Source organism: Chryseobacterium sp. SORGH_AS_0447, from assembly GCF_030818695.1.
Lineage (GTDB): Bacteria > Bacteroidota > Bacteroidia > Flavobacteriales > Weeksellaceae > Chryseobacterium.
The window spans coordinates 214376-237654 of record NZ_JAUTAR010000001.1; the positions used below are offsets into that span (position 1 = coordinate 214376).

22 protein-coding genes are annotated in these 23279 nt (G+C 41.0%); 6 read left to right on the top strand and 16 right to left on the bottom strand.

Going from position 1 to position 23279, the window contains the following annotated elements; genetic code table 11:
- Positions 1 to 51: 51 nt before the first annotated feature.
- From QE422_RS00960 to QE422_RS00985, 6 genes are all read right to left on the bottom strand, one after another.
- Positions 52 to 633 carry a pentapeptide repeat-containing protein gene (locus QE422_RS00960; protein WP_307454435.1) on the bottom strand — a complete coding sequence of 194 codons (582 nt, stop codon included), beginning with the start codon at positions 631 to 633 and terminating at the stop codon, positions 52 to 54.
- Between the two features lie 263 nt (positions 634 to 896).
- Positions 897 to 2126, bottom strand: coding sequence for a rod shape-determining protein RodA (rodA, locus tag QE422_RS00965; protein WP_307454436.1), 1230 nt, complete (start codon positions 2124 to 2126; stop codon positions 897 to 899).
- Positions 2123 to 4162 (bottom strand): penicillin-binding transpeptidase domain-containing protein, encoded by a 2040-nt coding sequence (locus tag QE422_RS00970; RefSeq protein ID WP_307454438.1) that lies wholly within the window; start codon positions 4160 to 4162, stop codon positions 2123 to 2125. The genes rodA and QE422_RS00970 overlap by 4 nt, the downstream gene beginning before the upstream one ends.
- Positions 4159 to 4665, bottom strand: coding sequence for a rod shape-determining protein MreD (locus QE422_RS00975; RefSeq protein ID WP_294198328.1), 507 nt, complete (start codon positions 4663 to 4665; stop codon positions 4159 to 4161). The genes QE422_RS00970 and QE422_RS00975 overlap by 4 nt, the downstream gene beginning before the upstream one ends.
- Positions 4658 to 5512, bottom strand: coding sequence for a rod shape-determining protein MreC (gene mreC / locus QE422_RS00980; protein WP_307454441.1), 855 nt, complete (start codon positions 5510 to 5512; stop codon positions 4658 to 4660). The genes QE422_RS00975 and mreC overlap by 8 nt, the downstream gene beginning before the upstream one ends.
- A 27-nt stretch (positions 5513 to 5539) precedes the next feature.
- Positions 5540 to 6565 carry a rod shape-determining protein gene (locus QE422_RS00985; RefSeq protein ID WP_027381028.1) on the bottom strand — a complete coding sequence of 342 codons (1026 nt, stop codon included), beginning with the start codon at positions 6563 to 6565 and terminating at the stop codon, positions 5540 to 5542.
- A gap of 396 nt (positions 6566 to 6961) precedes the next feature.
- Between QE422_RS00985 and hemA the strand changes: the two genes are divergently transcribed.
- From hemA to hemE, 6 genes are read left to right on the top strand one after another with little or no spacing between them, the layout of a single operon-like run.
- Complete coding sequence (gene hemA / locus QE422_RS00990; RefSeq protein WP_307454443.1) at positions 6962 to 8236, top strand: glutamyl-tRNA reductase; 1275 nt, start codon at positions 6962 to 6964, stop codon at positions 8234 to 8236.
- Positions 8223 to 9134 carry a hydroxymethylbilane synthase gene (gene hemC, locus QE422_RS00995; protein ID WP_307454444.1) on the top strand — a complete coding sequence of 304 codons (912 nt, stop codon included), beginning with the start codon at positions 8223 to 8225 and terminating at the stop codon, positions 9132 to 9134. The genes hemA and hemC overlap by 14 nt, the downstream gene beginning before the upstream one ends.
- Positions 9135 to 9175: 41 nt before the next feature.
- Positions 9176 to 9757, top strand: coding sequence for a DUF1287 domain-containing protein (locus tag QE422_RS01000; protein WP_307454446.1), 582 nt, complete (start codon positions 9176 to 9178; stop codon positions 9755 to 9757).
- Positions 9758 to 9763: 6 nt separating this feature from the next.
- On the top strand, positions 9764 to 10420 hold the full coding sequence (locus QE422_RS01005; RefSeq protein ID WP_307454447.1) for a peptidoglycan recognition family protein: 657 nt from the start codon (positions 9764 to 9766) through the stop codon (positions 10418 to 10420).
- The gene (locus QE422_RS01010) at positions 10420 to 11103 is read left to right on the top strand and encodes a uroporphyrinogen-III synthase (protein ID WP_307454449.1); all 684 of its coding nucleotides are present in this window, start codon (positions 10420 to 10422) and stop codon (positions 11101 to 11103) included. The genes QE422_RS01005 and QE422_RS01010 overlap by 1 nt, the downstream gene beginning before the upstream one ends.
- 41 nt (positions 11104 to 11144) lie before the next feature.
- On the top strand, positions 11145 to 12182 hold the full coding sequence (gene hemE, locus QE422_RS01015; protein ID WP_307454450.1) for a uroporphyrinogen decarboxylase: 1038 nt from the start codon (positions 11145 to 11147) through the stop codon (positions 12180 to 12182).
- A gap of 129 nt (positions 12183 to 12311) precedes the next feature.
- Here hemE and QE422_RS01020 read toward each other — a convergent pair whose 3' ends face one another.
- The 10 genes from QE422_RS01020 to QE422_RS01065 all read right to left on the bottom strand — a co-directional run bounded on the left by QE422_RS01020 (position 12312) and on the right by QE422_RS01065 (position 23213).
- A complete protein-coding gene (locus QE422_RS01020; RefSeq protein ID WP_307454451.1) occupies positions 12312 to 13049 on the bottom strand; it encodes an ABC transporter ATP-binding protein in 738 nt (245 codons plus the stop codon).
- A gap of 1 nt (position 13050) precedes the next feature.
- Positions 13051 to 14517 carry a DUF5687 family protein gene (locus QE422_RS01025; RefSeq protein WP_307454454.1) on the bottom strand — a complete coding sequence of 489 codons (1467 nt, stop codon included), beginning with the start codon at positions 14515 to 14517 and terminating at the stop codon, positions 13051 to 13053.
- 85 nt (positions 14518 to 14602) lie between these two features.
- Positions 14603 to 16252, bottom strand: coding sequence for a DNA repair protein RecN (locus tag QE422_RS01030; RefSeq protein ID WP_307454455.1), 1650 nt, complete (start codon positions 16250 to 16252; stop codon positions 14603 to 14605).
- A 63-nt stretch (positions 16253 to 16315) separates the two neighbouring features.
- On the bottom strand, positions 16316 to 17224 hold the full coding sequence (locus QE422_RS01035) for a DUF4835 family protein (protein WP_307454457.1): 909 nt from the start codon (positions 17222 to 17224) through the stop codon (positions 16316 to 16318).
- A 36-nt stretch (positions 17225 to 17260) separates the two neighbouring features.
- The gene (gene coaBC, locus QE422_RS01040) at positions 17261 to 18463 is read right to left on the bottom strand and encodes a bifunctional phosphopantothenoylcysteine decarboxylase/phosphopantothenate--cysteine ligase CoaBC (RefSeq protein WP_307454458.1); all 1203 of its coding nucleotides are present in this window, start codon (positions 18461 to 18463) and stop codon (positions 17261 to 17263) included.
- A 104-nt stretch (positions 18464 to 18567) separates the two neighbouring features.
- Positions 18568 to 19527 (bottom strand): hypothetical protein, encoded by a 960-nt coding sequence (locus QE422_RS01045; protein WP_307454459.1) that lies wholly within the window; start codon positions 19525 to 19527, stop codon positions 18568 to 18570.
- A 1-nt stretch (position 19528) separates the two neighbouring features.
- Entirely contained in the window at positions 19529 to 20962 is a 1434-nt protein-coding gene (locus QE422_RS01050) for an MBOAT family protein (protein WP_307454461.1), read from the bottom strand.
- Between the two features lie 155 nt (positions 20963 to 21117).
- Complete coding sequence (locus QE422_RS01055; protein WP_029298198.1) at positions 21118 to 21441, bottom strand: DNA-directed RNA polymerase subunit omega; 324 nt, start codon at positions 21439 to 21441, stop codon at positions 21118 to 21120.
- Between the two features lie 43 nt (positions 21442 to 21484).
- Positions 21485 to 22480, bottom strand: coding sequence for an outer membrane protein assembly factor BamD (locus QE422_RS01060; RefSeq protein ID WP_307454464.1), 996 nt, complete (start codon positions 22478 to 22480; stop codon positions 21485 to 21487).
- A gap of 103 nt (positions 22481 to 22583) precedes the next feature.
- Positions 22584 to 23213, bottom strand: coding sequence for a TetR family transcriptional regulator (locus QE422_RS01065; RefSeq protein ID WP_307454466.1), 630 nt, complete (start codon positions 23211 to 23213; stop codon positions 22584 to 22586).
- Positions 23214 to 23279: the final 66 nt, after the last annotated feature.

The following is a 23279-nucleotide window of genomic DNA, read 5'->3' on the forward strand; positions in this document are numbered from 1 at the left end:
AATTACTACGATATTTAAACTTCAGACATCTAAATTCCATCTCCCAGCCAATCAACTGTTCTTATCAATTTCAATATCCAGATGACGAAGCAGTCCATGGATTTCAGAAAGGGAAAATCTGGCCTTTTTCAGCCTGTTTACGGAAGGATCAATGGAATAATTGTACGAAGCCCTCAAATCCGCTTTTTCAAGGTTCGTCCGATCGAAAACAGCCCCGGAAAGATCGCAGCCGGTAAAGACGGCATGTGATAAATCAGCTTCAGAAAAATCGGCTTCTGTTAACTTAGAATTTTTAAAACGTGTTTTCTTAATGGAAACTTTATAAAAGACAGAATTGTTCAGCAGGCAGTCTTCAAAGGTAAAGGATAATCCGAATTCATTACAATCATTAAACTGCAGCCCGAACATCTTACATTCCCTGAAAATCACATCGCGAAAAGCAGCCGAAACAAGCTTTGCCATGCTTAGGTTGCATCCTGTAAATTCACAATCGGTAAAATTGCATCGGGAAAGATCCGCATATTCAAAATTACAGTTGCGGAATGTACAGTTTTCGTATTCTCCTCTGTTAAAAGGTTCCTTTGTAAAATCTGTATTTTCGAAATGCTGATCTGAGAAATAGTTGCCTGCCATCGTTATTTGGGAATAAGTTAACTTGAAGTATCAATTGGTTGGATGAGGGAAGCTGGAGGCTGGAAGTTTTTCGCAGTTAATATTATATTACCCGCCCTCAGTTATTAATGATAATATTGCCTGTTAGCTGTTGCTCTGTTTGAAATTTTAAAGGATTTGGGATTACTATTTTATTACATTATTGTAATCAAAATAAAAATTGAAATTTTACGTAATAGATTGCCAAATTAACTTTCAGCTTCGATCATCCCGCTCCCAGCCTTTTATACCAAACTATTCTTATCCGAATAATTCAATTTAAAGAAAATAAAAGTCATCATCGAGAAGGCAAGCAGAGAACTTCCTCCGTAGCTGAAGTATGGAAGCGGAATCCCTACCGTCGGAAAAAGCCCCATAACCATCCCTAAATTGATCGTAAAGTGCATCAGCAGGATCGAAGCAAAGCAATATCCGAAAACCCGGTTAAAGCCCGATTTCTGCTGTTCTGCAAGATAATAGATCCTTCCGATGAAGATCATGTAACATAAAATGAGTACCGCACTTCCTACGAAGCCCCATTCTTCACCCACCGTACAGAAAATATAGTCGGTTTCCTGCTCCGGAACGAATTTCCCCTGAGTTACGGAACCTTCCCGGTAACCTTTTCCCCATAGTCCTCCGGAACCGATGGCTGTTTTGGAATACAGCAGGTTGTACCCCGAAGTATCCCTGAATGCCTTTTCCCCTTTGAAAAGAACCTCAATCCTTTCCCGCTGGTGCTTAGGCAATTTTTCTAAGATATAGGGAGAACCGAATGCCAGTCCGCACAATAACAATACAGAACCTGCAATACTTGAAATGGAAATAACATTCCAGGACATTTTGTAATAATTCATCGCGATATAACCGCCTATTATTACCAAAATGGTTATCACGACCCAGATCGGGTTGATCGCAAGCGAAACCAGAAAGACGGCAGCAAAAAGAAATCCTACTCCAAACAGAACACCGCTTAATCCTTCGCGATACAAAGCAATAAAGAATGCAATGAAGACCAGCATCGAGCCGACGTCAGGGATGGCCAATACCACCGCTGCAGGAATTCCGACAATGGCCAGCGTTGTCAGCAGAGACTTTCTGTTTTTCAGATTGAATTCGGGGCCGGACACATAGTTGGCAAGCATCAGCGCGGTTCCTATTTTGGCAAACTCCACCGGCTGCATCGTAAAGCTTCCGAATTTATACCAGTTTTTCTGCCCGAGAATCTCTTTACCAAAAGGAAACAGACCCACCAAAAGCAATACGCCGCCAATGTAAATAATACCCGACATATTTTCGAAGAATTTACTTCTGCCGACAAAAATGACCAATCCTACAAAGAGGGAAATTCCGAAGAAAATCAATTGTTTTTCTCCCAGTTTCTGGTCGACACTGTAAATATTTGCGATGGCAAAAGCACAAAGCAGAAAATACAGGCCGAGACCTAATTTATCTATTCCTTCTGCCCATTTCATTGCTTAACCTTTTTTGTCGTTTTAGAATTTTTATTTTCTTCGTCTATTTTTTTCTTCAGCTTTTCCTTCTGCTCTTTTACGAGTTTCAGACTGTCCTGAATTCTTTTCTGCTTAATAGAATCTTCGCTGGGCTTATACAACCCTTTACGCTTCAGATCGGCAATCCACTGTCTTTTATACTCAGGCATAAAGCTGGACGTGACCATCTTTTTGTAGAGAAATTCACGTTTTACATCACCTGTGATGTATTTTTCTGCAATAACGGTAGCTGCCGGACCTGCCCAAGTTGCTCCGAATCCCGCATGTTCCATAACAGCCGCTACAACGATCTTCGGCTTTTCCGCAGGAGCAATCAGTACAAAAATAGAGTTGTCCTTCCCTTGCGGCACCTGTGCCGTACCGGTTTTTGCCAGCTGGGTAAAATCACTTGACTTCAGCCCGTGCGCCGTACCTCTGAGCACCACCGCTTCCATTCCTCTGAGAACCGGGTCAAAATGCTTTTTATCAACCAGCGTATAATGTTTCTTCTTAAATCTCGGATCAGGATTCGGCTTTCCGTCTATGGCCTTTACAATATGAGGTGTATAATACCAGCCCTTATTGGCGATAGCCGATACGTAATTGGCCAATTGAAGCGGTGTTACAAGCACATCTCCCTGTCCCATTCCGTTGTAGATGGCTCCGGTAGACATTTCGTCCCAGTTTGTGAAATCGGTTCTTTTGGAACCGCTGGCTTTGATCATTGCTTTAAATCTCTTTTCATAGAAATCACCGGATGGGATTCTCCCTCTTGCGCCTACCGCAAAGTCGTTATTCAGGAATTCCCCGACCCCGAAGCTGCTCATGATCTTTTTCCATTCATCTACTCCACGCGATGGATTCAGCGGATATTTTTTAAGAATGGCAATAAAAGCATAGGTAAAGAAACAGTTGCTGGAAACCTGGATCGAAGGGATCAGCGGATCTGCACCGCCGTGGCCTTTAATTCTTTTTCCTTTATAGTAAAAGCCGCCACCACATGGGAAAATCGTATTTTCATCCATTACACCCATCTGCATCGCAGCCAGAGCTGTTAAGAGTTTAAAAGTAGATCCCGGCGGATAGGCAGCCTGTAACGACCGGTCGAAAGTCGGTTTGTTTTCGTAGATTGTATCTTTTGATAAGGCGTATAAATTTCTCGATTTGTTCGGACCTGTAAATAAATTCGGATCGATATCCGGACCTGTCGCCGCCACGAGTACTTCCCCGTTATTCGGATCGATGGCTACAATTGCACCATGCTTGTTCACCAGCATTTCTTCAGCCATCCGCTGAAGATCGTAGTCTATTGTTAATGTAATATCTTTTCCGGTAATAACGTCCTTATCCAGCGATCCGTTTTTGTAAGGCCCCACATTCCGAAGCTTGATGTCTTTCTGAATATATTTCATGCCTTTTACTCCCCGAAGTTCCTTTTCATAGGCTTTTTCGATTCCCGTTTTCCCAATGAAATCACCCGGCAGATAATAGGCTGAATCTTTTTTAATCTCACGCTCGTTCACTTCACTGGTGTATCCTAACAAGTTTCCGGAAGTAGACACTTCATATTGACGCTGCGGCCTCGAAACAATGCTGAATGCAGGATATTTGAATATAATCTCCTGAACCCTTGCAATATCTTCCCGGCTGAGGTTTTTCATAAAGGTCATCGGGGTGAGCTTGGAATAATATTTTTCTTTTTTAATATTATCAATGGTTCTGATGAAATCGTTTTTGGAAATCTTCATCAGATTACAGAATGCAACGGTATCAAAATCCGGCCTCATCAATGCCTGGGTAAACGAAATTTCATAAGCCGGCTGGTTTCCTACCAGGATTTTACCATTCCGGTCGAAAATTACCCCTCGCTGCGGGATAACGTATTCAATTTTAATGGAAGTGTTCGCCGCATTCAGCGCATAACGGTCTGTAAAAAGCTGTAAATAAGCAATTCTCGCTACGAAAATCAGGGCGATAACAATGAGAGCGAAAAAAATTTTTAAATAACGTGTGTTCAAACTTTTTGTTTGATTTTAAATATTAATGCGTAAATAACTATAAATATAAACGAAATTACACTAGTTACCAATACATTAAGTAATATTTCAAAAAATCTGCTCAGCTTGAAGAATTCGATATACTGTACTAAAAGCTGGTGTAAAAAGATACTTGAGAATAAAAACAGCAAAAACTGAGCCCATTGAAGGGACTGAAAAGAAAAGAAATCGGTAGAAGTATCGGTAGAAGTTCTGAAAATCAAGGTTCTGAAGTAAGCAATCAGCGTAGTGGCAAATGCATTGATTCCCCATGAATAGAGAAATGCGTCAACCGAAAGACCGATCAGAAAGCTCAACGCCAAAAACTGAAACCTGTTTCTGAAAAAGGGATAGAACATAACGAATACGGGATACAGCACCGGAGTGTATTTCCCGAAAATGGTAATCCTGTTCAGTACAAAGATTTGTAATGCCACCAGGAAAATCATAATCAATATGTCTGTAAATAATGTTCTGCTAATCATTTTCCTTTTTTATTACGGTCTGCATGGTGTCCTGAATTTTCTGCACTTCAGCTTTCTTAAGGTTTTTCACCACGTAAACTTTGCTTAAGGCTCCCATTTTTTCACTAAGTTCCACGGAGATATCCCAGAATCCTGTTTTGTTGTCCACTGAATAGCCTGCAATAGTACCAATCATTACCCCTTTAGGAAAAATGGCCGACTTTCCGTCCGTAACCACCGTATCTCCTACTTTCAGGGCAACATATTTGGGAATATCCGCCAGGTGCATGACCCTTGAATTTTCTCCGGTCCAGGTTAGGGTTCCGAAATATCCCGAGTTCTTGAGGGCTGCATTGATCCTGATTTTATTAACGCTTAAAACCGACTGTACCAAAGCGTAACTGTCGGTAGAGTTGATAACGATTCCTGCAATACCTTTCGGAGCCATTACTCCCATCTGTGGAAATACGCCGTCCCGCCTGCCTCTGTTTATGGTAAAATAGTTATTTCTCCGGTTGATGCTGTTGAAAACGATTTCTCCATCCACAAAAGTGTAGATCTGGCCGCCGCCTAACGTATCATGAACTTTTCTGAAAACGGGGTTCTTTGCTCCCTGCTTTCCGTAAAGCTCAGCCATTAAAGCCTTGTTTTGCGTCACCAGGTCTTCATTGATCTGTTTTAGCTTCAGGTAGGAAACCCCTTCATCGATATATCCGGAAACCCAGGAATTAAGCGCAGCCGACTGGCCCGCAATCCAGGATTGCTGCATCGCATTTTTAGAGAATATCAGAATGAGAGCAATGATTTGCAGAAATATAAAGAAGACAAAAAGTGCATTCTTGGAAAATAATCTCAGCAAAAATCCCATTCAGATGTGTTTCGTAAAAGGTTAGAATTATTTAATCAGGAAATTGAATTTATCCATATTTTTAAGAGCAATACCGGTTCCGCGAACTACTGCTCTCAACGGATCTTCCGCTACAAATACAGGAAGACCTGTCTTTTTGTGCAATCTGTCTGCAAGTCCTCGTAATAAAGCACCACCTCCTGCAAGGTAGATCCCTGTTTTGTAAATATCAGCAGCCAATTCCGGTGGAGTTAAAGAAAGCGTTTCCATTACCGCATCTTCAATTCTGATAATTGATTTGTCCAGTGCTCTGGCAATTTCTTTATATCCTACCATAATTTCTTTCGGCTTTCCTGTAATCAGGTCTCTTCCCTGTACCGGAATATCTTCGATGTCCACATCAAGGTCTTCAACGGCGGAACCTACTTCAATTTTAATTCTTTCAGCTGTTCTTTCCCCGATATAAAGGTTATGGTGTGTTCTTAAATAATAAGCAATATCGTTAGTGAAAACGTCGCCGGCAATTTTTACGGATTTATCACAAACGATACCGCCTAAAGCCACCACGGCAATTTCCGTAGTACCCCCACCTATGTCGATGATCATATTCCCTTCCGGTTTCTGAACATCGATACCTACTCCTATTGCAGCAGCCATCGGCTCATAAATCAGACGTACTTCCTTGGCATTTACTTTCTGTGCAGAGTCTCGTACCGCTCTTTTTTCAACCTCCGTAATTCCTGAAGGAATACAGATCACGATCCTTAAAGCCGGCTGAATGAATTTACCCTTAATGCCCGGGATTTTTTTGATGAATTCCTTAATCATGTGCTCAGAAGCGTGGAAGTCTGCGATAACCCCATCTTTCAGCGGACGGATCGTTTTGATATCCTCATGAGTTTTACCCTGCATGTGTTTTGCCTGCTCACCCACGGCAATCGGTCTGCCGGTAGAACGTTCAATAGCAACAATCGACGGCTGATCTATAACAATTTTATTATTATGGATGATAAGGGTGTTGGCAGTACCAAGGTCTATCGCAATCTCTTGCGTAAACATATCGAATAAACTCATACTTTTTTACTTCTGATTTTTTAAGGAGTTACAAAGATATAAATTTAACACATCTAAAGAAATTTCATTTGCATTTAATTTGGTTAAAATTTTATTAAAATTTATAGACGGTTATTAACTTTTACGTTAAGTATTTACAGAGCCTGATTTAAACCAGATTCAAGTTTTTTTCCGTGTTGAAGCCGGAATAGAGGAAGCATAGGTTTTTTATGATAAGAAATTCTCGAAAACATCTGTGGTAAAGTAAATAAGAATCCTTAAAATTTTTAACAATACACCGGGCCATATCTGTTGTTTCTGTTTATTTAGAAACAACCCAAAATAGTTATTTACGATAATTATCATATACATTTTCAGAGGGCATTTTGTGAAAAAAAACGTAAATTTGCCCCGCTTATGTTACAGTATTCCAACATACATCAGACTTCGAATTTTGCTGTTCTTTCCATCAGTTTTGAAAAGGCAGATACAGAAACGAGGGGGAAGTTTGCTTTCTTTGATGAAAACATCAAGAGCTTTGTCACGCGGATCCATAATGAAGATTTAGGGGATGCTTTTGTGGTTTCAACCTGTAACAGAACCGAAATTTATACCACGTCTCCCAATTATCTTCTCGTTGCTGAAGAATACTGCAAAACCATTGGCGTGAATCTGATGGACTTTATGCAGTTTGCCAATATCCTGACGAAAGAGGAAGCTCTGAAACACTTGTTCAGGGTGGCAGCCGGTCTGGAAAGCCAGATTATCGGAGACTTTGAAATTATCGGGCAGATAAAAAAAGCCTACAACCGTTTCAAAAAAGAAAGACAGAATTCCAATCCTTATCTTGAAAGGGCGATTAACTCAGCCATTCAGATTTCAAAAAGAATCAAAAACGAAACGGGGATTTCCAACGGGGCCGCTTCCGTTTCCTATGCTGCCGTTCATTATATTCTGAATAACCAGAAAAGGATTACCGAAAAAAACATCCTGTTGCTGGGCGTTGGAGAAATCGGGCAGAATACCGTAGAGAATCTGGTAAAACATGTTTATCAGCCGAAGATTAAAATTGCCAACCGGACACAGGAAACCGCTGAAAAGATTTCCGACAAATACAAGATTCCTCATATTGATTATGCGGATTTTGATAAAGAGCTGGGCGGAACCGATATTCTGATCGTCGCTACCGGAGCAAGACATCCGATCGTAAACAAATCCCACTTCCCGAACGGAAAAGAAACCCTGGTGATCGACCTTTCCATTCCGAATAACGTAGACAAAAACGTAACGGAAAACCAAAACGTAACGCTGATCGACGTTGATGAGCTTTCAAAACAGATCCAGCAGACCATCCAGCAGCGGGAAAAAGAGATTCCGAAAGCAGAAAAGATCATCAAAGAAATGACGAAGGACTTTCTGGAATGGGAGAAAAAAAGAAGGCTGGCACCAAACATCCATCATTTCAAAGCAGTCCTGAAAAATATGGAACGCAATGAAATGCATAATTTTTACAAAAAAAATAAATATATAAACATCACGGACATGGAACTTTCCGATAAAATGATTCAGAAAATTACCAACCGTTTTGCAAAATATATCATCGACAATCCGTTAAAAGCCGAAGAAATTAGTAAATTAATGCACGAAATATTAGTTGAACAACCAAACAACGAATTCAATGAAAAGCATTAGAATCGGAACCCGGAATTCCGCACTTGCCCTCTGGCAGGCGAGAGAAGTTGCGAGACACCTTCAGAACAACAATTATTTAACGGAAATCGTACCTATTGTATCCTCAGGAGATAAAAATTTATCCCAACCTTTGTATGCTCTAGGCATTACGGGCGTTTTTACACGGGATCTCGATGTGGCTTTATTAAATGACGAGATTGATATTGCCGTACATTCCTTAAAAGATGTCCCAACCAAGCTTCCCGAAAATCTTGAAATCGTTTCTTATCTGGAGAGGGATTTCCCCCAGGATGTCCTGATCCGCAAAGAATCGGCAAAAAATAAAGAACTCCACGAACTTAAATTAGCGACCAGCAGTTTAAGAAGAAGAGCTTTCTGGCTGAAGAATTTCCCGCACGCCGAGTTTTCGGACATCCGTGGAAATATCCAGACGCGTCTTCAAAAACTGGAAGAAGGAGATTTTGACGCTACGATCCTCTCTCTGGCAGGCATTAAGCGGATGAAGATGGAGATCGATTATGAAATGATTCCGTTTTTGATTCCTGCGCCTTCACAGGGAGTTATTGCCGTCGCCGGACATTCCCACAAACCCGAGATCAACGAGGCGGTAAAACAATTTACCAACCACGCAAAAACTCAGCTCTGCGTAGAAATGGAAAGAAATTTCCTGAGCACATTGGAAGGCGGCTGTACCGCACCAATCGGAGCATTTGCCGAAATTTTCGAAGACCAGATCCGCTTCAAAGGAGCACTTTGCTCTCTTGATGGTAAAAACTGTATCGCTACCGATGAGAGCTTCGTATATACGCCGGAGGAAAACTTCGGGGAAAAATTTGCCCGAGTAGTTTTGGAAAACGGCGGAAAAGAATTGATGGCTGAAATCAAAAACCAGATTTAAAATTCAAGGTTTAAGGCTTAACCTTCAAGTTTCTGAATGCGATGAAAAAATATTTCTCAGTATTTGCGGTCATTCTTCTGATATTTTTTGGAAAAGCACAGAACACTTTTGCGCTAAAGCTTTCCAATGCTGCCATCAGCCTTACCCGGAACAAAGTTACGTACGATCCAGCTTACTTTGTTATCAAGTATCCAAACGGTGACGTTCCGGCTGATAAAGGGGTCTGCACCGATGTGGTGATCAGAGCATACAGAAAGCTGGGAATCGATCTTCAGAAGGAAGTGCATGAAGATATGGCGAAAAATTTTTCAAAGTATCCGAAAACGTGGGGCTTGAAACAGCCCGATACGAATATCGACCACCGAAGGGTTCCTAACCTGCGGGTTTTCTTTGCCAAATTCGGGAAATCAAAATCTACGGAAACAAGGCCTGAGCTGTACGTTCCGGGAGATATCGTTACCTGGATGCTTCCCGGTAATTTAACGCATATCGGAATAGTCGTAAACAAAAAATCTGCTGATGGTAAGCGGTACCTGATTGTTCATAACATTGGAAAAGGTCAGGTGATGGAAGACTGCCTGTTTAAATTTAAGATTACCGGACATTATCAATATCAGAAATAATCAGGAATGAAGAAGATATTCTATTTTTATGTTGTTCTGATAATGGGTTTTGCAAAAGCGCAGACCAGAAAACCTGAAATCATCCAGAAGCCGATCAGCTATTCTGACGAAAGGATTCGTTTAAGCCTGGAATATCTAAAGGACCACCACGGCCTGATTCAGAAAACCCCGACGATTATTCCCAAAATGATTGTTCTGCATTATACCGCCAACGGAAATGTGGAAAGCAATTTTAAATATTTCAATAAAACCCATCTGGAAGGCGGCAGAAATACGTTAAAAAATCAAAGTATCCTGAATGTTTCTTCACAGTACATCATCGACCGTGATGGAACTATTTATCAGCTGATGGAGCCCACCCGGTTTGCCAGACATACCATCGGGCTGAATTACTGCGCCATTGGAATTGAAAACATCGGGAGCAAGAAAGAGCCGCTTACGGATAAACAGGTTGCATCAAACGCCCAACTGATCCGGTATTTAACGAAGAAATATAAAATCGAATACCTCATCGGACATTCGGAATACGGAGTTTTCAGGAATTCCAAGCTTTGGAAAGAATCCGATCCCGGTTACTTTACCATAAAAGAAGATCCGGGACAGGACTTTATGAATAAAGTAAGGCTGCAGGTAGCCGATTTACATTTAAAAGACCAACCGTAATGAAAATTTTATTTACCAAACCCATCGATCCGGAAATAATATCCAAAGAACTTGGAGATGATGTCCTGGCCGATTGTGTTGAGGTAATCCGGACAAATCCCGTAAAAATTTCCTCGTTTGAGCTTAAAAATTATTCTTTGATCTTCACCAGCGCCAAAGGAGTAAATGCATTTTTTAAAAACGGCTTTGTTCCAAACGAAGATTTTACCGCAAAAAATTATAATAAGATCTACTGCGTCGGTGAAAAAACAAAAAAAGAATTACGGAAAAACGGTTTCGGGACTTTCAAAGTTCTCAGAAATGCCGAAGAGCTTTCAAAATTTATTGTTATCCACTGCCAGCATGAAAAGTTTCTGCACTTCTGCGGAAACATCGCGCTGGACGTGCTCGATCGCAATTTACCTTTACAGAACATCAGCTATAAGAAAATCACGGTTTACAACACCGAGGAAATCAATCCGGTAATAACTGAAAAATATCATGCTGCCGTATTTTTTAGTCCGAGCGGAGTTCGTAGTTTTGCAAATCGGAATTCCTTTGAGGATATGAAGCTGATTTCCATTGGTGAAACTACTGCCCGGGAACTGAGAAAACATACGGCTCAACCGGTTTTGGTTTCGGAAGGAAACAGCCTGATATCGGTTCTGAAGCTGATCCGAAAGGAAATTCTGAACAAAAATTGATATATATTATTGTCCTTCGTGGCAATCTAGTCTAATACATTATGATTAAAAACGACCTCTACTTAAAAGCACTTCGCGGAGAAACCGTAGAAAGACCGCCGGTTTGGATGATGAGACAGGCCGGAAGATATTTGCCGGAATTCATTGCGTTACGCGACCAATATGATTTCTTCACAAGATGCCAGACTCCGGAGCTCGCTTCTGAGATCACCGTACAGCCGATCAGAAGATTTCCGCTGGATGCGGCAATTCTTTTCTCCGACATCCTGGTGGTTCCTCAGGCGATGGGAATCGATTTTAAAATGAAGGAAAGTGTAGGCCCGTGGCTGGATACGCCGATCAGAACTATGGAGCAGGTTCAGAATGTTGCCGTTCCGGATGTAAATGATACGTTAGGCTATGTTTTTGACGCGATTGAGCTTACTTTGCAAAAGTTAGACAATGAAATTCCGTTAATCGGTTTTGCCGGTTCCCCGTGGACAATCCTCTGCTACTGTGTGGAAGGAAAAGGAAGCAAGGCTTTCGATATTGCGAAATCGTTCTGTTTCCAGCAGCCGGAAGCGGCGCATCTGCTGTTACAGAAAATTACGGACACGACGATTGCTTATTTGAAGAGAAAAGTAGAAAAAGGCGTTTCTGCCGTTCAGGTTTTTGATTCGTGGGGCGGTATGCTTTCTCCGAAAGACTATCAGGAATTTTCATGGCAGTACATCAACCAGATCGTAGAAGCGCTGAGCCCGCTGACGCATGTTGTCGTATTTGGTAAAGGATGCTGGTTTGCCCTGGAAGATATGGCCAAATCCCCGGTTTCCGCATTGGGTGTTGACTGGACGATTACTCCTGAGCTGGCCAGAACATTTACCAGCCACAATATTACCCTACAAGGAAATTTTGATCCTGCAAGGCTGCATTCCACACCTGAAACCATCAAAAAAATGGTGACTGAAATGATCAACCGTTTCGGAAAGGATAAATACATTGCCAATCTGGGTCATGGTATTTTACCGAATATTCCGGTGGAAAATGCGGAGGCGTTTATCAGAGCTGTGGTGGATTGGAAACCGACGGCTGAGTTTTAAATCTTATTTTTAAAAATTCTTTGCTAAAGCATAGTTGAGGTTCCTACGGAATGACAAGCTTAACATAAGAATGATATAAAAAATACCCTTGCTGTGATAGCGAGGGTATTTTTATTTTACTAACTTAATTTAAATTTCCGTTACAATAACCGGTTCTGCCGGCTTGGAAATCTGATCGGCGAAATACTGCTCCAGATCTTTCAGGGTTTCCGGATTGGTCTGGATGTCTTTTACCAGCTGTCCTTTGTTTACGACCACAATTCTGTTACAGACTTCCGTGGTGTGGGAAAGATCATGGCTGGAAATAAGGAAGGTTACGCCGTCCTGCTTGGATAATTCTTTAATTAAATTTTTCAGTTTGATCTGGGTAGAAGGATCCAGGTTAGCAAAAGGCTCATCCAGAATAATGATTTCCGGGTTCCCGATGATTGCGCCTACAATTCCCACTTTTTTCTGATTTCCTTTTGAGAGGTCACGGATGTATTTTCCGGAGTTTAAAATCTCCCCGCTGAACAGGTCATGAAACTGTTTCAAAAACCCGTCTACCGAAGCTTTGTTCTGGCCTCTCAGTTCCCCGATGAAGTAAAAATATTCTTCCGGCGTCAGATAGCCGATCAGGAAAGAATCGTCTACAAAAGCGGAAACTTTGTTTTTCCATACTTCGGATTCATTTACTTTAATTCCGTCGATGCTTACAAACCCTGTGGTCGGCTGAATAAGATCCAGCATCAGGCTGAAAAGGGTCGTTTTACCCGCTCCGTTGTTTCCGACCAGCCCGAAAGTTTCTCCTTTGGGAATTTCAAGATGTTCTATATTTAAAACGGTTGCTTTACCGTATGTTTTCTTTAAATTATTAATAGTAATCATATTAGTCTTTGTTTTTGAATGCTTCTAGTGTACTGTATTTTTCTACCTTATAATGTTTTACGATGGTATCGAAGATTTTTTCCCTTAATAAAAACCCGATCAGCCCTAAAACCGCAATGCTGATTACCCCGGCCGTGATTCCGAAGAAATATTTCATCAGGGCAAATACAGTCATTGGCAGGATCATTTTAGGGATGAGCAATAGCATGGATTTGATGTTAAAGCTATTCTTCTGCCCGAACCTTTTTTCTTTTGAATTAAGATCGATCTGCATTTTGTTGAAAGCTCCGGACCAAAGGGTAAACTGGGAATTAACCCCGATATTGTAAATTCCTGCTGCGAAGAATGTGAGATACATGTCCCAGCCGAAATAGGCATAGCAGACCGCCAGAATCATCGAAATAGCCGTTACGATATTCATCAGCCACCATTTGGCTTTCAGGTATTCTTTATAAGGCACATTCAGTGTCATCATCAGCGGGTAATAAGAGCTGTCGAAGGCCGGCACCCTTTGTCCGAACATAAACTGAAAACCGCCCGTTACAAAAAGTCCCATAAACATCATCATCGCCGGCGTTTTATAGATGGACGAAGAGAACATCAGCATGCCGTAAAAAAGAAACAGGAAGCTTCCCCATATGATTCCTTTGGTGACTTTGTTCCGTTTGAGCATTTTGATGTCGTTGTTGATGAATGTACCAATCGCACCGAATTTATTTAAGAAAACGATATTTTCCGTTTTCCCAATTTCTTTTTTTGCTTCCAAACCTTCATCAAGGTAAAATATATTACGGATGTGGCTGAAACAGATTTTCCAAAGTCCCAGGAATACCAGTATCGAAATCACTACAAAATAAGGCCTCTCATAAAAATTGAAGAAAAACTTCTCCGAATAGTCCAGTACGGGAACGATATGGTAATACGCTAATGCTCCCAGTGCCGCGAAAACACAGCCTACCGCGATGGCAACCGCTTCCTTATCGTTAAAAAGAATGTTGATGAAGTTATTCAGATAAAAGAGCAGCGAAACCCCGATCAGCCAGGCCAGTACCCCCAAAACCTGATAATCATTAAACAGCGCAATTACCGAAAAGGTGACCAAAAACAGGGAATTCAGCCAACTGAATGCATTGAGGAATGTCTTACCCAGCATGTAATTCACCAGCGTCTTTTTAGAAATGTTTAATGTAAGAAAAGGCTTGATGTTCTGAGTCGGCAATTCCTGCCACAGGTATTTAACGATCAGATCAACCGCCCAAAGGACAATTAAAAATTTAGAAACGACCCTTACAGGATCCTGGTGCATTTCTTCCTGAACATAGAAAAAAGCACCGAACGCTCCTCCTACCAGACAGAGCATAAAATAAAGGATCCCGATGAAACGGAGAATTTTCATCGCCAGGTTGATCCCTACAGAACTGCCGCGGAAAAAACTTTTGATCTCTAATCTGAGAAATTGTATAAACATAGTTACCTTTTTCTTATTAGTTAAGATAAGGATAAAAATGTTACAGAATTTAATTTTAAAGGGTTTTAATAATGGTAATAAAAATTTATCCGATCAACTCCTTCGCCTGTGCCAGTGCAGCCTCCGTAATCTTACTTCCGGAAAGCAACTGTGCAATCTCGTTGAGCTTTTCTTTTTCGCTTAGAGGAACAATTGTAGATTGCGTTCTTCCGGCTACATCCTGTTTTACCACTTTATAATTGTTATTTCCTTTTGCAGCAACCTGTGCAAGGTGGGAAATAACGATCAGCTGCATATCGGCAGACATTTCGCGCATTAAGTTTCCAATTTCTTCGGCCACCTTTCCTGAAACCCCGGTATCTATCTCGTCTAAAATTAAAGTCGGAAGCTCATCGCTTTCAGCAATGATCTTCTTTACCGCCAGCATTACCCTAGATCTTTCCCCACCGGAAATCGCCGTTTGAATCGGTTTCAGAGGGAACCCGGAATTGGCCTGGAACAAAAGCTGGATGTTTTCCTTCCCAAATGGATTGAACTCTGCCGCATCCCGCAGCTCGATGTCTACCCTGGCCTTTTCAAGACCGAGTTTTTTGAGCAGTGCTTCGGCTTTTTTAATGAATACCGGAATACTCTTCTTCCTGTTTTTGGAAAGCTTGTCCGCCAGCCCCTGCAGGAAGCTTTCTTTCTGCGAAATATTTTCCTGGATGTCGGCAATCTGGGATTCTATTTCGGAAGCCCCTTTCTGCTCACCCGCCAGCTGATCCCGCACTTCTTTAAGTTCCGTAAGATTTCCTACATTATGTTTTAAAAACAACGCATTGATCCGGTTGTTGAGTTCCGTAAGAAGCGCCAGGTTTTCAGGGTTGATCTCTATTCTTTCCGCTTCGTCTTCCAGTTCGGAAATGATGTCTTTCAGTTCCACATAAGACGTTTCCAGCCTTTCGTGAAGCTCGGCAAAACTTTGAGAAACTTCTGCAATTTTCCCCAGCTTGTTCTTGGCTTCATTAAAGAAAGAGAAAATCCCCACCTCTTCCTGATGAAAGCGGGATAAAACCTGAGCCAGGTTATCGGAAATCATCCCTGCATTTTCCTGGATGGAAAGCTGGTTTTGGAGATCTTCAAAATCTACCTCGTCGAGATTTAACTCTTCAAGCTCGTTTAAAAGAAATGCTTTATAATCGCTTTCTTTATTGGCTTCCGAAAGCTGGGTCTGTAATTTTTTCAGCTGTATTTTCAGGCTCTGGAAATCTGAAAATCCGTTCTGATAGTCCTGTACGATATGTCTGTTTTCGGAAAGCCCGTCGATAATTTTGAACTGGTATTCCGAAGTAAAAAGGTTTGAAGTTTCAAATTGGGAATGGATATCAATAAGCTGAGAAGAAAGTTCCCTTAAAATATCCAGCGTCACCGGAACATCATTAATGAATGCCCTGGATTTCCCTGAAGGCAGGATTTCCCTCCGGATAATGGTCTGATGCTCATAATCCAGATCGTTTTCGATGAAGAATTTCTTGAATTGGTTATTTAAAGAAAATTCTGTTTCTACGATGCTTTTCTCCTGTGCTTTTGAGATGGATTTTACATCGGCCCGCTCCCCCAGGATCAGCCGCAGTGCTCCCAGGATAATGGATTTCCCGGCACCGGTTTCCCCGGTAATAACCTGTAAACCGTTGTGCAACGATACTTCAAGCGTATCAATCAGGGCGAAGTTCTTAATGTAAATTCTCGAAAGCATTGATAATAGCAATTATTTAGCTATTGCAAATATAGAACTTTAGATTTCAGAATTCAAGTTAACTTACTGTTTCCATTTATTCCATCTGGCCTCGGTATTTTTCGGCGAAAGAATGATCATTTCATTTTTGAGATCACCGAGTACAAGCCCTCCGTTGTTCCCGGAATTGAAAATGTTGAAAATCTCATCCGCTTTCGTATCCATAAAAAGATTAAAGAAATAAGCCTGCTGGAAAGAGTTTTCATATTGCTTCAGCTGCATCAGTGCATCAAAGATGACTTTTTTCCCCTGCGTCTGGTCCTGGTTAAACAAAGTATCCAATCCTGCCCGGTGGTAGGAATAAATAGTTGCCCGCAGCTGGCTCCAGTTCGGGCTCATGATTTCTTTGATCAAAATTGAACGGCTTCTCGGCTCATTGATCTGCTTCCAGCCGTCATAGGTATTCTGCGATTCCCCGTTCTGGGCAATCTGCTGGGCTTTCTGGTACCATTGGGTTCCGGCCATCGACTGGAAACTGTCTGCATCCAATCCCAAAATTACATACACATAAAAGCTGATGACATCGATGAGGTTCTTGCCCGAAAACTGTCTTTCGTTGAAGATAAGGTTTTCGTTTTCCACATAATCAAAAGAAAATCTTGTGTCCTGAAGGTTGATCAACGGGGATTCGTAAGTGGTATTAAATACCGGACGCACCGCCTGCACAACAATGCTTCCCCGGAAACGGTTTCCTTCCCTTTCACTGATGACGATCGCAAAATTCGATTTTATTTTTTCAAAATTCTGCAGTCTTTTCCCTGTCCAGCTTGTATTATTGATGAAGTCCCTGAGACTTTTCTCCAGCGCCTTGTAAGCCGACTGGTTACTTCCTCCCAACTGCTGGGAGTTTACCTGCACCGTGGCCAGCAGTTCCTGGGAAAAACCCAGATTGAATATAAAGAGCAGTAAAAATATGCTTAAAAATTTTTTCATTATCTATTAAAAATTGAGAACGGAAATTTATTAAATTTATTTTAAAAGTTGAGCCTCAACGAAATCCAGAATATCTTTGGCAACATGCTCCTTGGATTTCAGATCGAATTCTTTCTTTTCCGTGCGGGTAAATATTTTTATTTTGTTGGTATCGTTTTTAAAACCGGCACCTTCATCCCGAAGCGAGTTCAGCACGATCATATCCAGGTTTTTCTTTTCCAGCTTGGCTTTGGCATTTTCTTCTTCGTTCTGGGTCTCCAATGCAAAACCCACTAAGAACTGGCGGGTTTTCTTTTCGCCCATTGTTTTAAGGATGTCCGGGTTTTTAACCAGTTCGATCGTCAGGTGGTCATCATTTTTCTTGATCTTTTCTTTAGCGACTTCTTTCGGGGCATAATCCGCAACAGCCGCACTGGCGATTCCGATGTCCGCTTTATCATAAAATTCAAAAACTTTGTCCAGCATTTCTTTTGCGGAAGTCACGTGATAAAGCTGAATATTTTTATCATGCGTAGCCTGGGCGCTCGGCCCTGAGATCAGAATAACTTCAGCTCCTCTTTTTGACGCTTCTTCTGCCAGGGAAAAGCCCATCTTTCCTGAAGAATGATTCCCGATAAATCGTACGGGATCGATGGCTTCATATGTAGGTCCGGCTGTAATCAATACCGTCTTTCCTTTCAGCGTTTCTTTAGTTTCTGCCTCAAAAAAATTTTCAATGGTTTTTGCAATCGTTTCCGGTTCTGCCATTCTCCCCTGCCCGACTAACCCGCTGGCCAGCTCTCCGCTTTCCGCCGGAATAACAGTGTGTCCATAACTTTCTGCCAATTCCAGGTTTTTCTTTGTTGATGGGTGTGCATACATATCGAGGTCCATCGCCGGAGCAATAAAAACCGGACATTTGGCTGACATGTAGGTAGCAATCAATAGATTATTACAGATCCCGTGGACCATTTTGGCTAAAGTAGACGCTGTACAGGGTGCAACCACCATTACATCTGCCCACAAGGCCATATCCACATGGCTGTTCCAGGTCCCATTATCGCCGTAAAAATCTGAATACACCGGATTTTTAGACAGGGTGGAAATACTCAGTTTGGTAACGAATTTTTCAGCGTCAGGTGTCATAATCACCTGAACTTCCGCTCCTTTTTTTACGAAATTCCTAATCAGAAAATGAATTTTATATGCTGCAATTCCTCCGGAAATCGCGATGAGAATTTTTTTACCGGAAAGGCCCATTCCAATTTTAATTTTAAGAATACTAAATTACTTATTTTTCATGTAATACATCTAAAAACTATCATGAAACTGCCTTCTGCTATTTACTTTACTTCATGCGAGGGCTACCTGATCAAATGATTCAGGCTGTCTGCCAGTTTTTGGGTAAATAAAACAGCTCCGTGCCTGTTAAGATGGCCATTATCATAAGCATTCCTATTGGTGTAAAATTCGCTGAATGTTTTTCGGGAAGAAAAATCAATGATTCTCGTATTAGGAATTGCCCTGACTTCTGATAAATCAGTTGGTGTAGAAAATGGAGGAAGGACGAGAAATAATTTAATACCTTTTTTCTGACAATCTTTCGCCAAAATTCTGAGTTCAGAAACCAGAGCCGGATTCAGTTTTTTTTTCGGACTTTTTTCGGCATCGATACGGTTTTTATAGATCTTCGTAGTATCTTTCAGATACGTTGACCTTGCCTTCCTGACACTTACCATGTTTTTATAATCTTTCTCCAAAGGAAAATAGCCGTTGTTATAATCGGTAAATTCATTAATGGTTTTATCCCGCTGTCCTAATTTTTTAAAGTAAAAAATATTAGCGAACCAATGTGAAACCGACAAAAATAAAGAATTCCAATCGCTGTTGTTTGCAAAATATTTCAGCTCAAAGTTTACGGTAGGAAAATCATGGCAATATAAAAACTTTTCCGTGTAGGCATTAATATCAAAAGGCTGTACATCCTGGATTTCGAAAAACAGATATTTTACATTTTTATGAATATTTGTATGCCGGTATTCGTACATGCTTTCGGAAAAGAAAGTTCCTCCGCTCGCCATATTGTAGGCTTTTACCTTATGGGAAGTTGCGGAATCCAGCAATCCTGTATTCACCTGGCGGTACATCCTGCTGCTGCCGAAAACAAGCGCATTATATCCGGCGCCATGCTGATCGTAATAGTGTACTTTCTGCCTGATGAAATATTCTCCGTACAGCTTGTATTTTTTAATGGAAGCCAGGCCATAACCAATCAGGAAAAGGAAAAGGAGCCAACATGCTATTTTAATAATAAACTTCTTCATATTAAAACTGAAAATAAATAAATTCATTACTCCCGAAATTGGCATAACGCAGGATGATAAAGATGATAGTCAAGTACAATGCTCTTCTCAGCCAAGGATGATATTCTCGGATTTCCAGTCCGTGGAACTTTTTCCTGTTAAGCCATTCAATAATGATCATAACGGCAATAAAAGCCAGTACTTTATAAGGCATCGGATTCGGTAATGATAATAGGGTTTTACCGAATAATCTCTTGATGTAAAGAATGGCCTGTAAAACACTTTCCGAACGGAAAAAAATCCATGCAAGGCAAACGAGCGAAAAGGTAATCAGGATCTGGAAAATTTCGCGGAAGGAAGGAACCAGCCTGTTCATTGCAACCACCTCAAGATTCTCCCGGTTTTTCCCAAACACCAGCAAGGGCAAAAAATACACGGCATTCAAACCTCCCCAGATTACAAATGTCCAGTTGGCTCCGTGCCAGAACCCGCTGACGAGAAAGATGATAAAGGTATTCCTTATTTTCATCCACATTCCGCCTTTGCTTCCTCCTAACGGAATGTAAAGATAATCCCGGAACCAGGTGGAAAGGGAAATATGCCATCTTCTCCAGAATTCGGCAATGTCCCGTGAAAAATAAGGGAAAGCAAAATTTTTGAGAAGCTCAATTCCAAAAAGGCGTGATACTCCCAGTGCAATGTCCGAATACCCTGAGAAATCGCCGTAAATCTGGAAGGCGAAGAGCACGGCACCGATGGCCAGATTGCTGCTGCTCTCCGTTTGATAATGGGTGAAGATCTCATTCACGATCGGGGCACAGTTATCCGCAATTACAATTTTCTTGAAAAATCCCCAAAGGATCTGCCGCATGCCGTCTACCGCCTGTTCGTAATTGAAGACTCTTTCTTTCTGGATCTGCGGAAGAAGGTGGGTTGCCCTTTCGATGGGACCTGCCACCAACAATGGAAAATAGCTTACGAAAACGGCGTAATCCACAGGATTTCTTTCTGCCGGAATTCTTTTTTTATAAATATCGATAATGTAGGAAAGCCCGTGAAAAGTATAGAAGGAGATCCCGATCGGCAGCACGATATGCAGCAGCATCACGTTTACTTTGAAGCCGAATCCCTGAAGTAGTTCCGAAAAGCTTTCCGCAAAAAAATTGTAATATTTAAAGAAGCCGAGGAAACCAAGATTAATCCCGATGCTTAAGATGAGCCAGAATTTGGCAGCGTGCCGGGTTTTGCTTTTTTCGATCTGTATCCCGGAGAAGAAATCCAGTGCAATTGAAAACATCAGCAACAGCAGAAACCTCCAATCCCAGCATGCATAAAAGTAGAGGCTGGCAATAAGTAAAAGAATGTTCTGGTATTTGTATTTTTTATTGAAAAAAAACCAATACAGGACAAAGACTACCGGTAAAAACAGTAAAAAGCTTATAGAGTTGAACAGCACGATATTTCCTTAAAATATTACGCCGTAAAAGTAATAAAAATAAACCCCTGTTTTTTATATTAAAAAAAACATTCTGTAAAACCTATATTTTACAGAATGTTTTTCTAAGAATCATTATGCAATAATAAAATTATGCACAATAATAAAAGATGTAATTATTTTCTTTCTTCAGTTTTTCTGAAGTAAACATCACCATTCAACCACTCTTCAATCGCAATAGAAGTCGGCTTAGGAAGTTTTTCGTAATGCTTGGAGATTTCAATCTGCTCTCTGTTTTCAAAAACTTCTTCCAATGTGGAATTGTGCACAGCAAATTCGTCAAGCTTATTGTGAAGTTCCGTACGGATTTCAGCGTTGATCTGCTCTGCTCTTTTTCCCATGATAACAATCGCTTCGTAGATTGAGCCTACTTTGTCTTCAATCTTATCTTTGTCGTACGTAATCGTATTTACTTCTGCTTTTGTATCTTTTACACTCATTTTGAGAATATTATTTTTTTATTTAAGTTCGCAAATTTACGAATTATCTTTGAATTTTGAAAGTGGCTGCCGGAGGAGGTGTATTTATGGCTGCACTGTCCCTCTGGATCTGCATGGCTTTCTTTTCAGCGTCGATCTGATCTTTTGCCTGCTGCTCGGTTTTTGCTTTTACTGCGTTCTGCGCTTCCAGTCTTTTCTGCTTCTCGGTTAAAGCAGCAATTCTTGCTTCCGTCTGTTTTTTAACCACTACGAAATCTTTCTTTTCCTTTTCAAGCTTTTCCCTAAGGTCCAGAGCCGTTTTAGCCACTTCGGTATTCGGCATTTCCTTTTCAATCTGTCTGGTGAATGCCAAAGCACTTTCGATACGTTCGTCTTTCAGATCGTAAACCGATTTGCTAGCCAGCTCATAGCGCGACTTTACGATATAATCATAAATCTGCGGACGAAGCTTGGTACTTGGGAAATCTTCCAGCACATTTTCAAAAGCCACGTTGGCTGCTTTGTATTCAGCCATTTTATAATATTGTCTTGCATTTTCATAAGCTTTGAATTCCAGCTTATAAGACAATTCATCAATAAGGGTGTTGATATTTTTGGATCTTTCCGATGTAGGATAGTTGTTCAGGAAGTCCTGAAGCTCATTGATCGCCGTCTGGGTGGTAGACTGATCCAGGTTGTAATCCATCGATCCTTCATAATAGCATAAGGCCGACATATAAGCCGCTTCTTCCTTTCGGCTATCCTGAGGGAAGCTGATCGCGAAATTTTTGAACTGGTTTCCTGCTAATCTGTAATTTTTATCGTAGTAATTTGCATAAGCTGAATTGAAAACCACATTCGGGGCATCATCCGTTCCTGCAACCAGGTTCGGAAGCCTGTCGTAAAGAGCCAAAGCATTTTTCCACTTTTTCTTAGCAAAGTTTTCGTTGGCCGTCTTCAGGATAAGAGTCTTATCCGCACTTCTCATTGCCCTCTCCTGCTTACTTACGCAAGATGCCACTACCGCTACAGCAAAAATACCTAAAATATATTTTTTCATATAAAAAATTCAACAGTTTTCGGATTACACAGCCGATTTACTAATTTGCAAAAATATAACTTTTTTGCCAATAGATTTTTTTTTATGATTATTTAACGTAAATTTAGTCTGCTGCGTATCCTAAAATCGCAAAAACACTCATTAAAAGATTCATCCTTACTTTTTTCTCCGCTTCCTTGGCATAGGTTTCATCGTTTTTATTGGGAACGTACAACTCGTAGAAATTCCGGTTGCGGATGACAAATAAGGTAGAGCCGATAATGGTGGTGAGCACGTCTTCAGGTTTTGGAGTAAATGTGAATACGCCGGATGCCACGCCTTTTTTAATTACTTCATCGAGCTTTTTTACGAACAGCTGGTAGAAATCCATCAGCTCGTCCTTCACGCTGTCTGTATGGCGGAGCTCCTGGGTAACGAAGCCATGGAAATAATTGTATTTGAACAATTGGCCGACGATGTATTTGATCATTTCCTTCATCTGCATTTCCGGCTTTCCGTCTTTGATGGTGTCGGCAAAACCGGAAAAATTTTCCCTGGTCTTGAGCACCCGGTACTGGTAAAGATACGACATCATCTTCTCTTTAGACCCGAAGTAATAGGAGATCATAGCGACGTTAATATTCGCCTTGGAACAGATATCCCTTACCGATGTGCCTTCATAGCCTTTTTTTGCAATCAGCTCTTCGGCAATGTCTAAAATATGGATTTGTTTTTCTGTAAATTTTTTCTTCATGAATGCACTTTGAGTAAAGTTAAGAAATTTTTAACAGATTTATAAACGTTCGTTTAAGGAATTTAC

Excerpts from the sequence above, each read along its gene's own strand:
- QE422_RS01030 (WP_307454455.1), bottom strand. The coding sequence starts at position 16,252 with ATGCTTTCGAGAATTTACATTAAGAACTTCGCCCTGATTGATACGCTT.
- QE422_RS01035 (WP_307454457.1), bottom strand. The coding sequence starts at position 17,224 with ATGAAAAAATTTTTAAGCATATTTTTACTGCTCTTTATATTCAATCTG.
- QE422_RS01020 (WP_307454451.1), bottom strand. The coding sequence starts at position 13,049 with ATGATTACTATTAATAATTTAAAGAAAACATACGGTAAAGCAACCGTT.
- hemC (WP_307454444.1), top strand. The coding sequence starts at position 8,223 with ATGAAAAGCATTAGAATCGGAACCCGGAATTCCGCACTTGCCCTCTGG.
- QE422_RS01045 (WP_307454459.1), bottom strand. The coding sequence starts at position 19,527 with ATGAAGAAGTTTATTATTAAAATAGCATGTTGGCTCCTTTTCCTTTTC.
- hemE (WP_307454450.1), top strand. The coding sequence starts at position 11,145 with ATGATTAAAAACGACCTCTACTTAAAAGCACTTCGCGGAGAAACCGTA.
- coaBC (WP_307454458.1), bottom strand. The coding sequence starts at position 18,463 with ATGGGCCTTTCCGGTAAAAAAATTCTCATCGCGATTTCCGGAGGAATT.
- hemA (WP_307454443.1), top strand. The coding sequence starts at position 6,962 with ATGTTACAGTATTCCAACATACATCAGACTTCGAATTTTGCTGTTCTT.
- QE422_RS01055 (WP_029298198.1), bottom strand. The coding sequence starts at position 21,441 with ATGAGTGTAAAAGATACAAAAGCAGAAGTAAATACGATTACGTACGAC.
- QE422_RS01000 (WP_307454446.1), top strand. The coding sequence starts at position 9,176 with ATGAAAAAATATTTCTCAGTATTTGCGGTCATTCTTCTGATATTTTTT.
- QE422_RS00960 (WP_307454435.1), bottom strand. The coding sequence starts at position 633 with ATGGCAGGCAACTATTTCTCAGATCAGCATTTCGAAAATACAGATTTT.
- rodA (WP_307454436.1), bottom strand. The coding sequence starts at position 2,126 with ATGAAATGGGCAGAAGGAATAGATAAATTAGGTCTCGGCCTGTATTTT.
- mreC (WP_307454441.1), bottom strand. The coding sequence starts at position 5,512 with ATGGGATTTTTGCTGAGATTATTTTCCAAGAATGCACTTTTTGTCTTC.
- QE422_RS01005 (WP_307454447.1), top strand. The coding sequence starts at position 9,764 with ATGAAGAAGATATTCTATTTTTATGTTGTTCTGATAATGGGTTTTGCA.
- QE422_RS01010 (WP_307454449.1), top strand. The coding sequence starts at position 10,420 with ATGAAAATTTTATTTACCAAACCCATCGATCCGGAAATAATATCCAAA.
- QE422_RS00975 (WP_294198328.1), bottom strand. The coding sequence starts at position 4,665 with ATGATTAGCAGAACATTATTTACAGACATATTGATTATGATTTTCCTG.
- QE422_RS01065 (WP_307454466.1), bottom strand. The coding sequence starts at position 23,213 with ATGAAGAAAAAATTTACAGAAAAACAAATCCATATTTTAGACATTGCC.
- QE422_RS00985 (WP_027381028.1), bottom strand. The coding sequence starts at position 6,565 with ATGAGTTTATTCGATATGTTTACGCAAGAGATTGCGATAGACCTTGGT.
- QE422_RS01060 (WP_307454464.1), bottom strand. The coding sequence starts at position 22,480 with ATGAAAAAATATATTTTAGGTATTTTTGCTGTAGCGGTAGTGGCATCT.
- QE422_RS01025 (WP_307454454.1), bottom strand. The coding sequence starts at position 14,517 with ATGTTTATACAATTTCTCAGATTAGAGATCAAAAGTTTTTTCCGCGGC.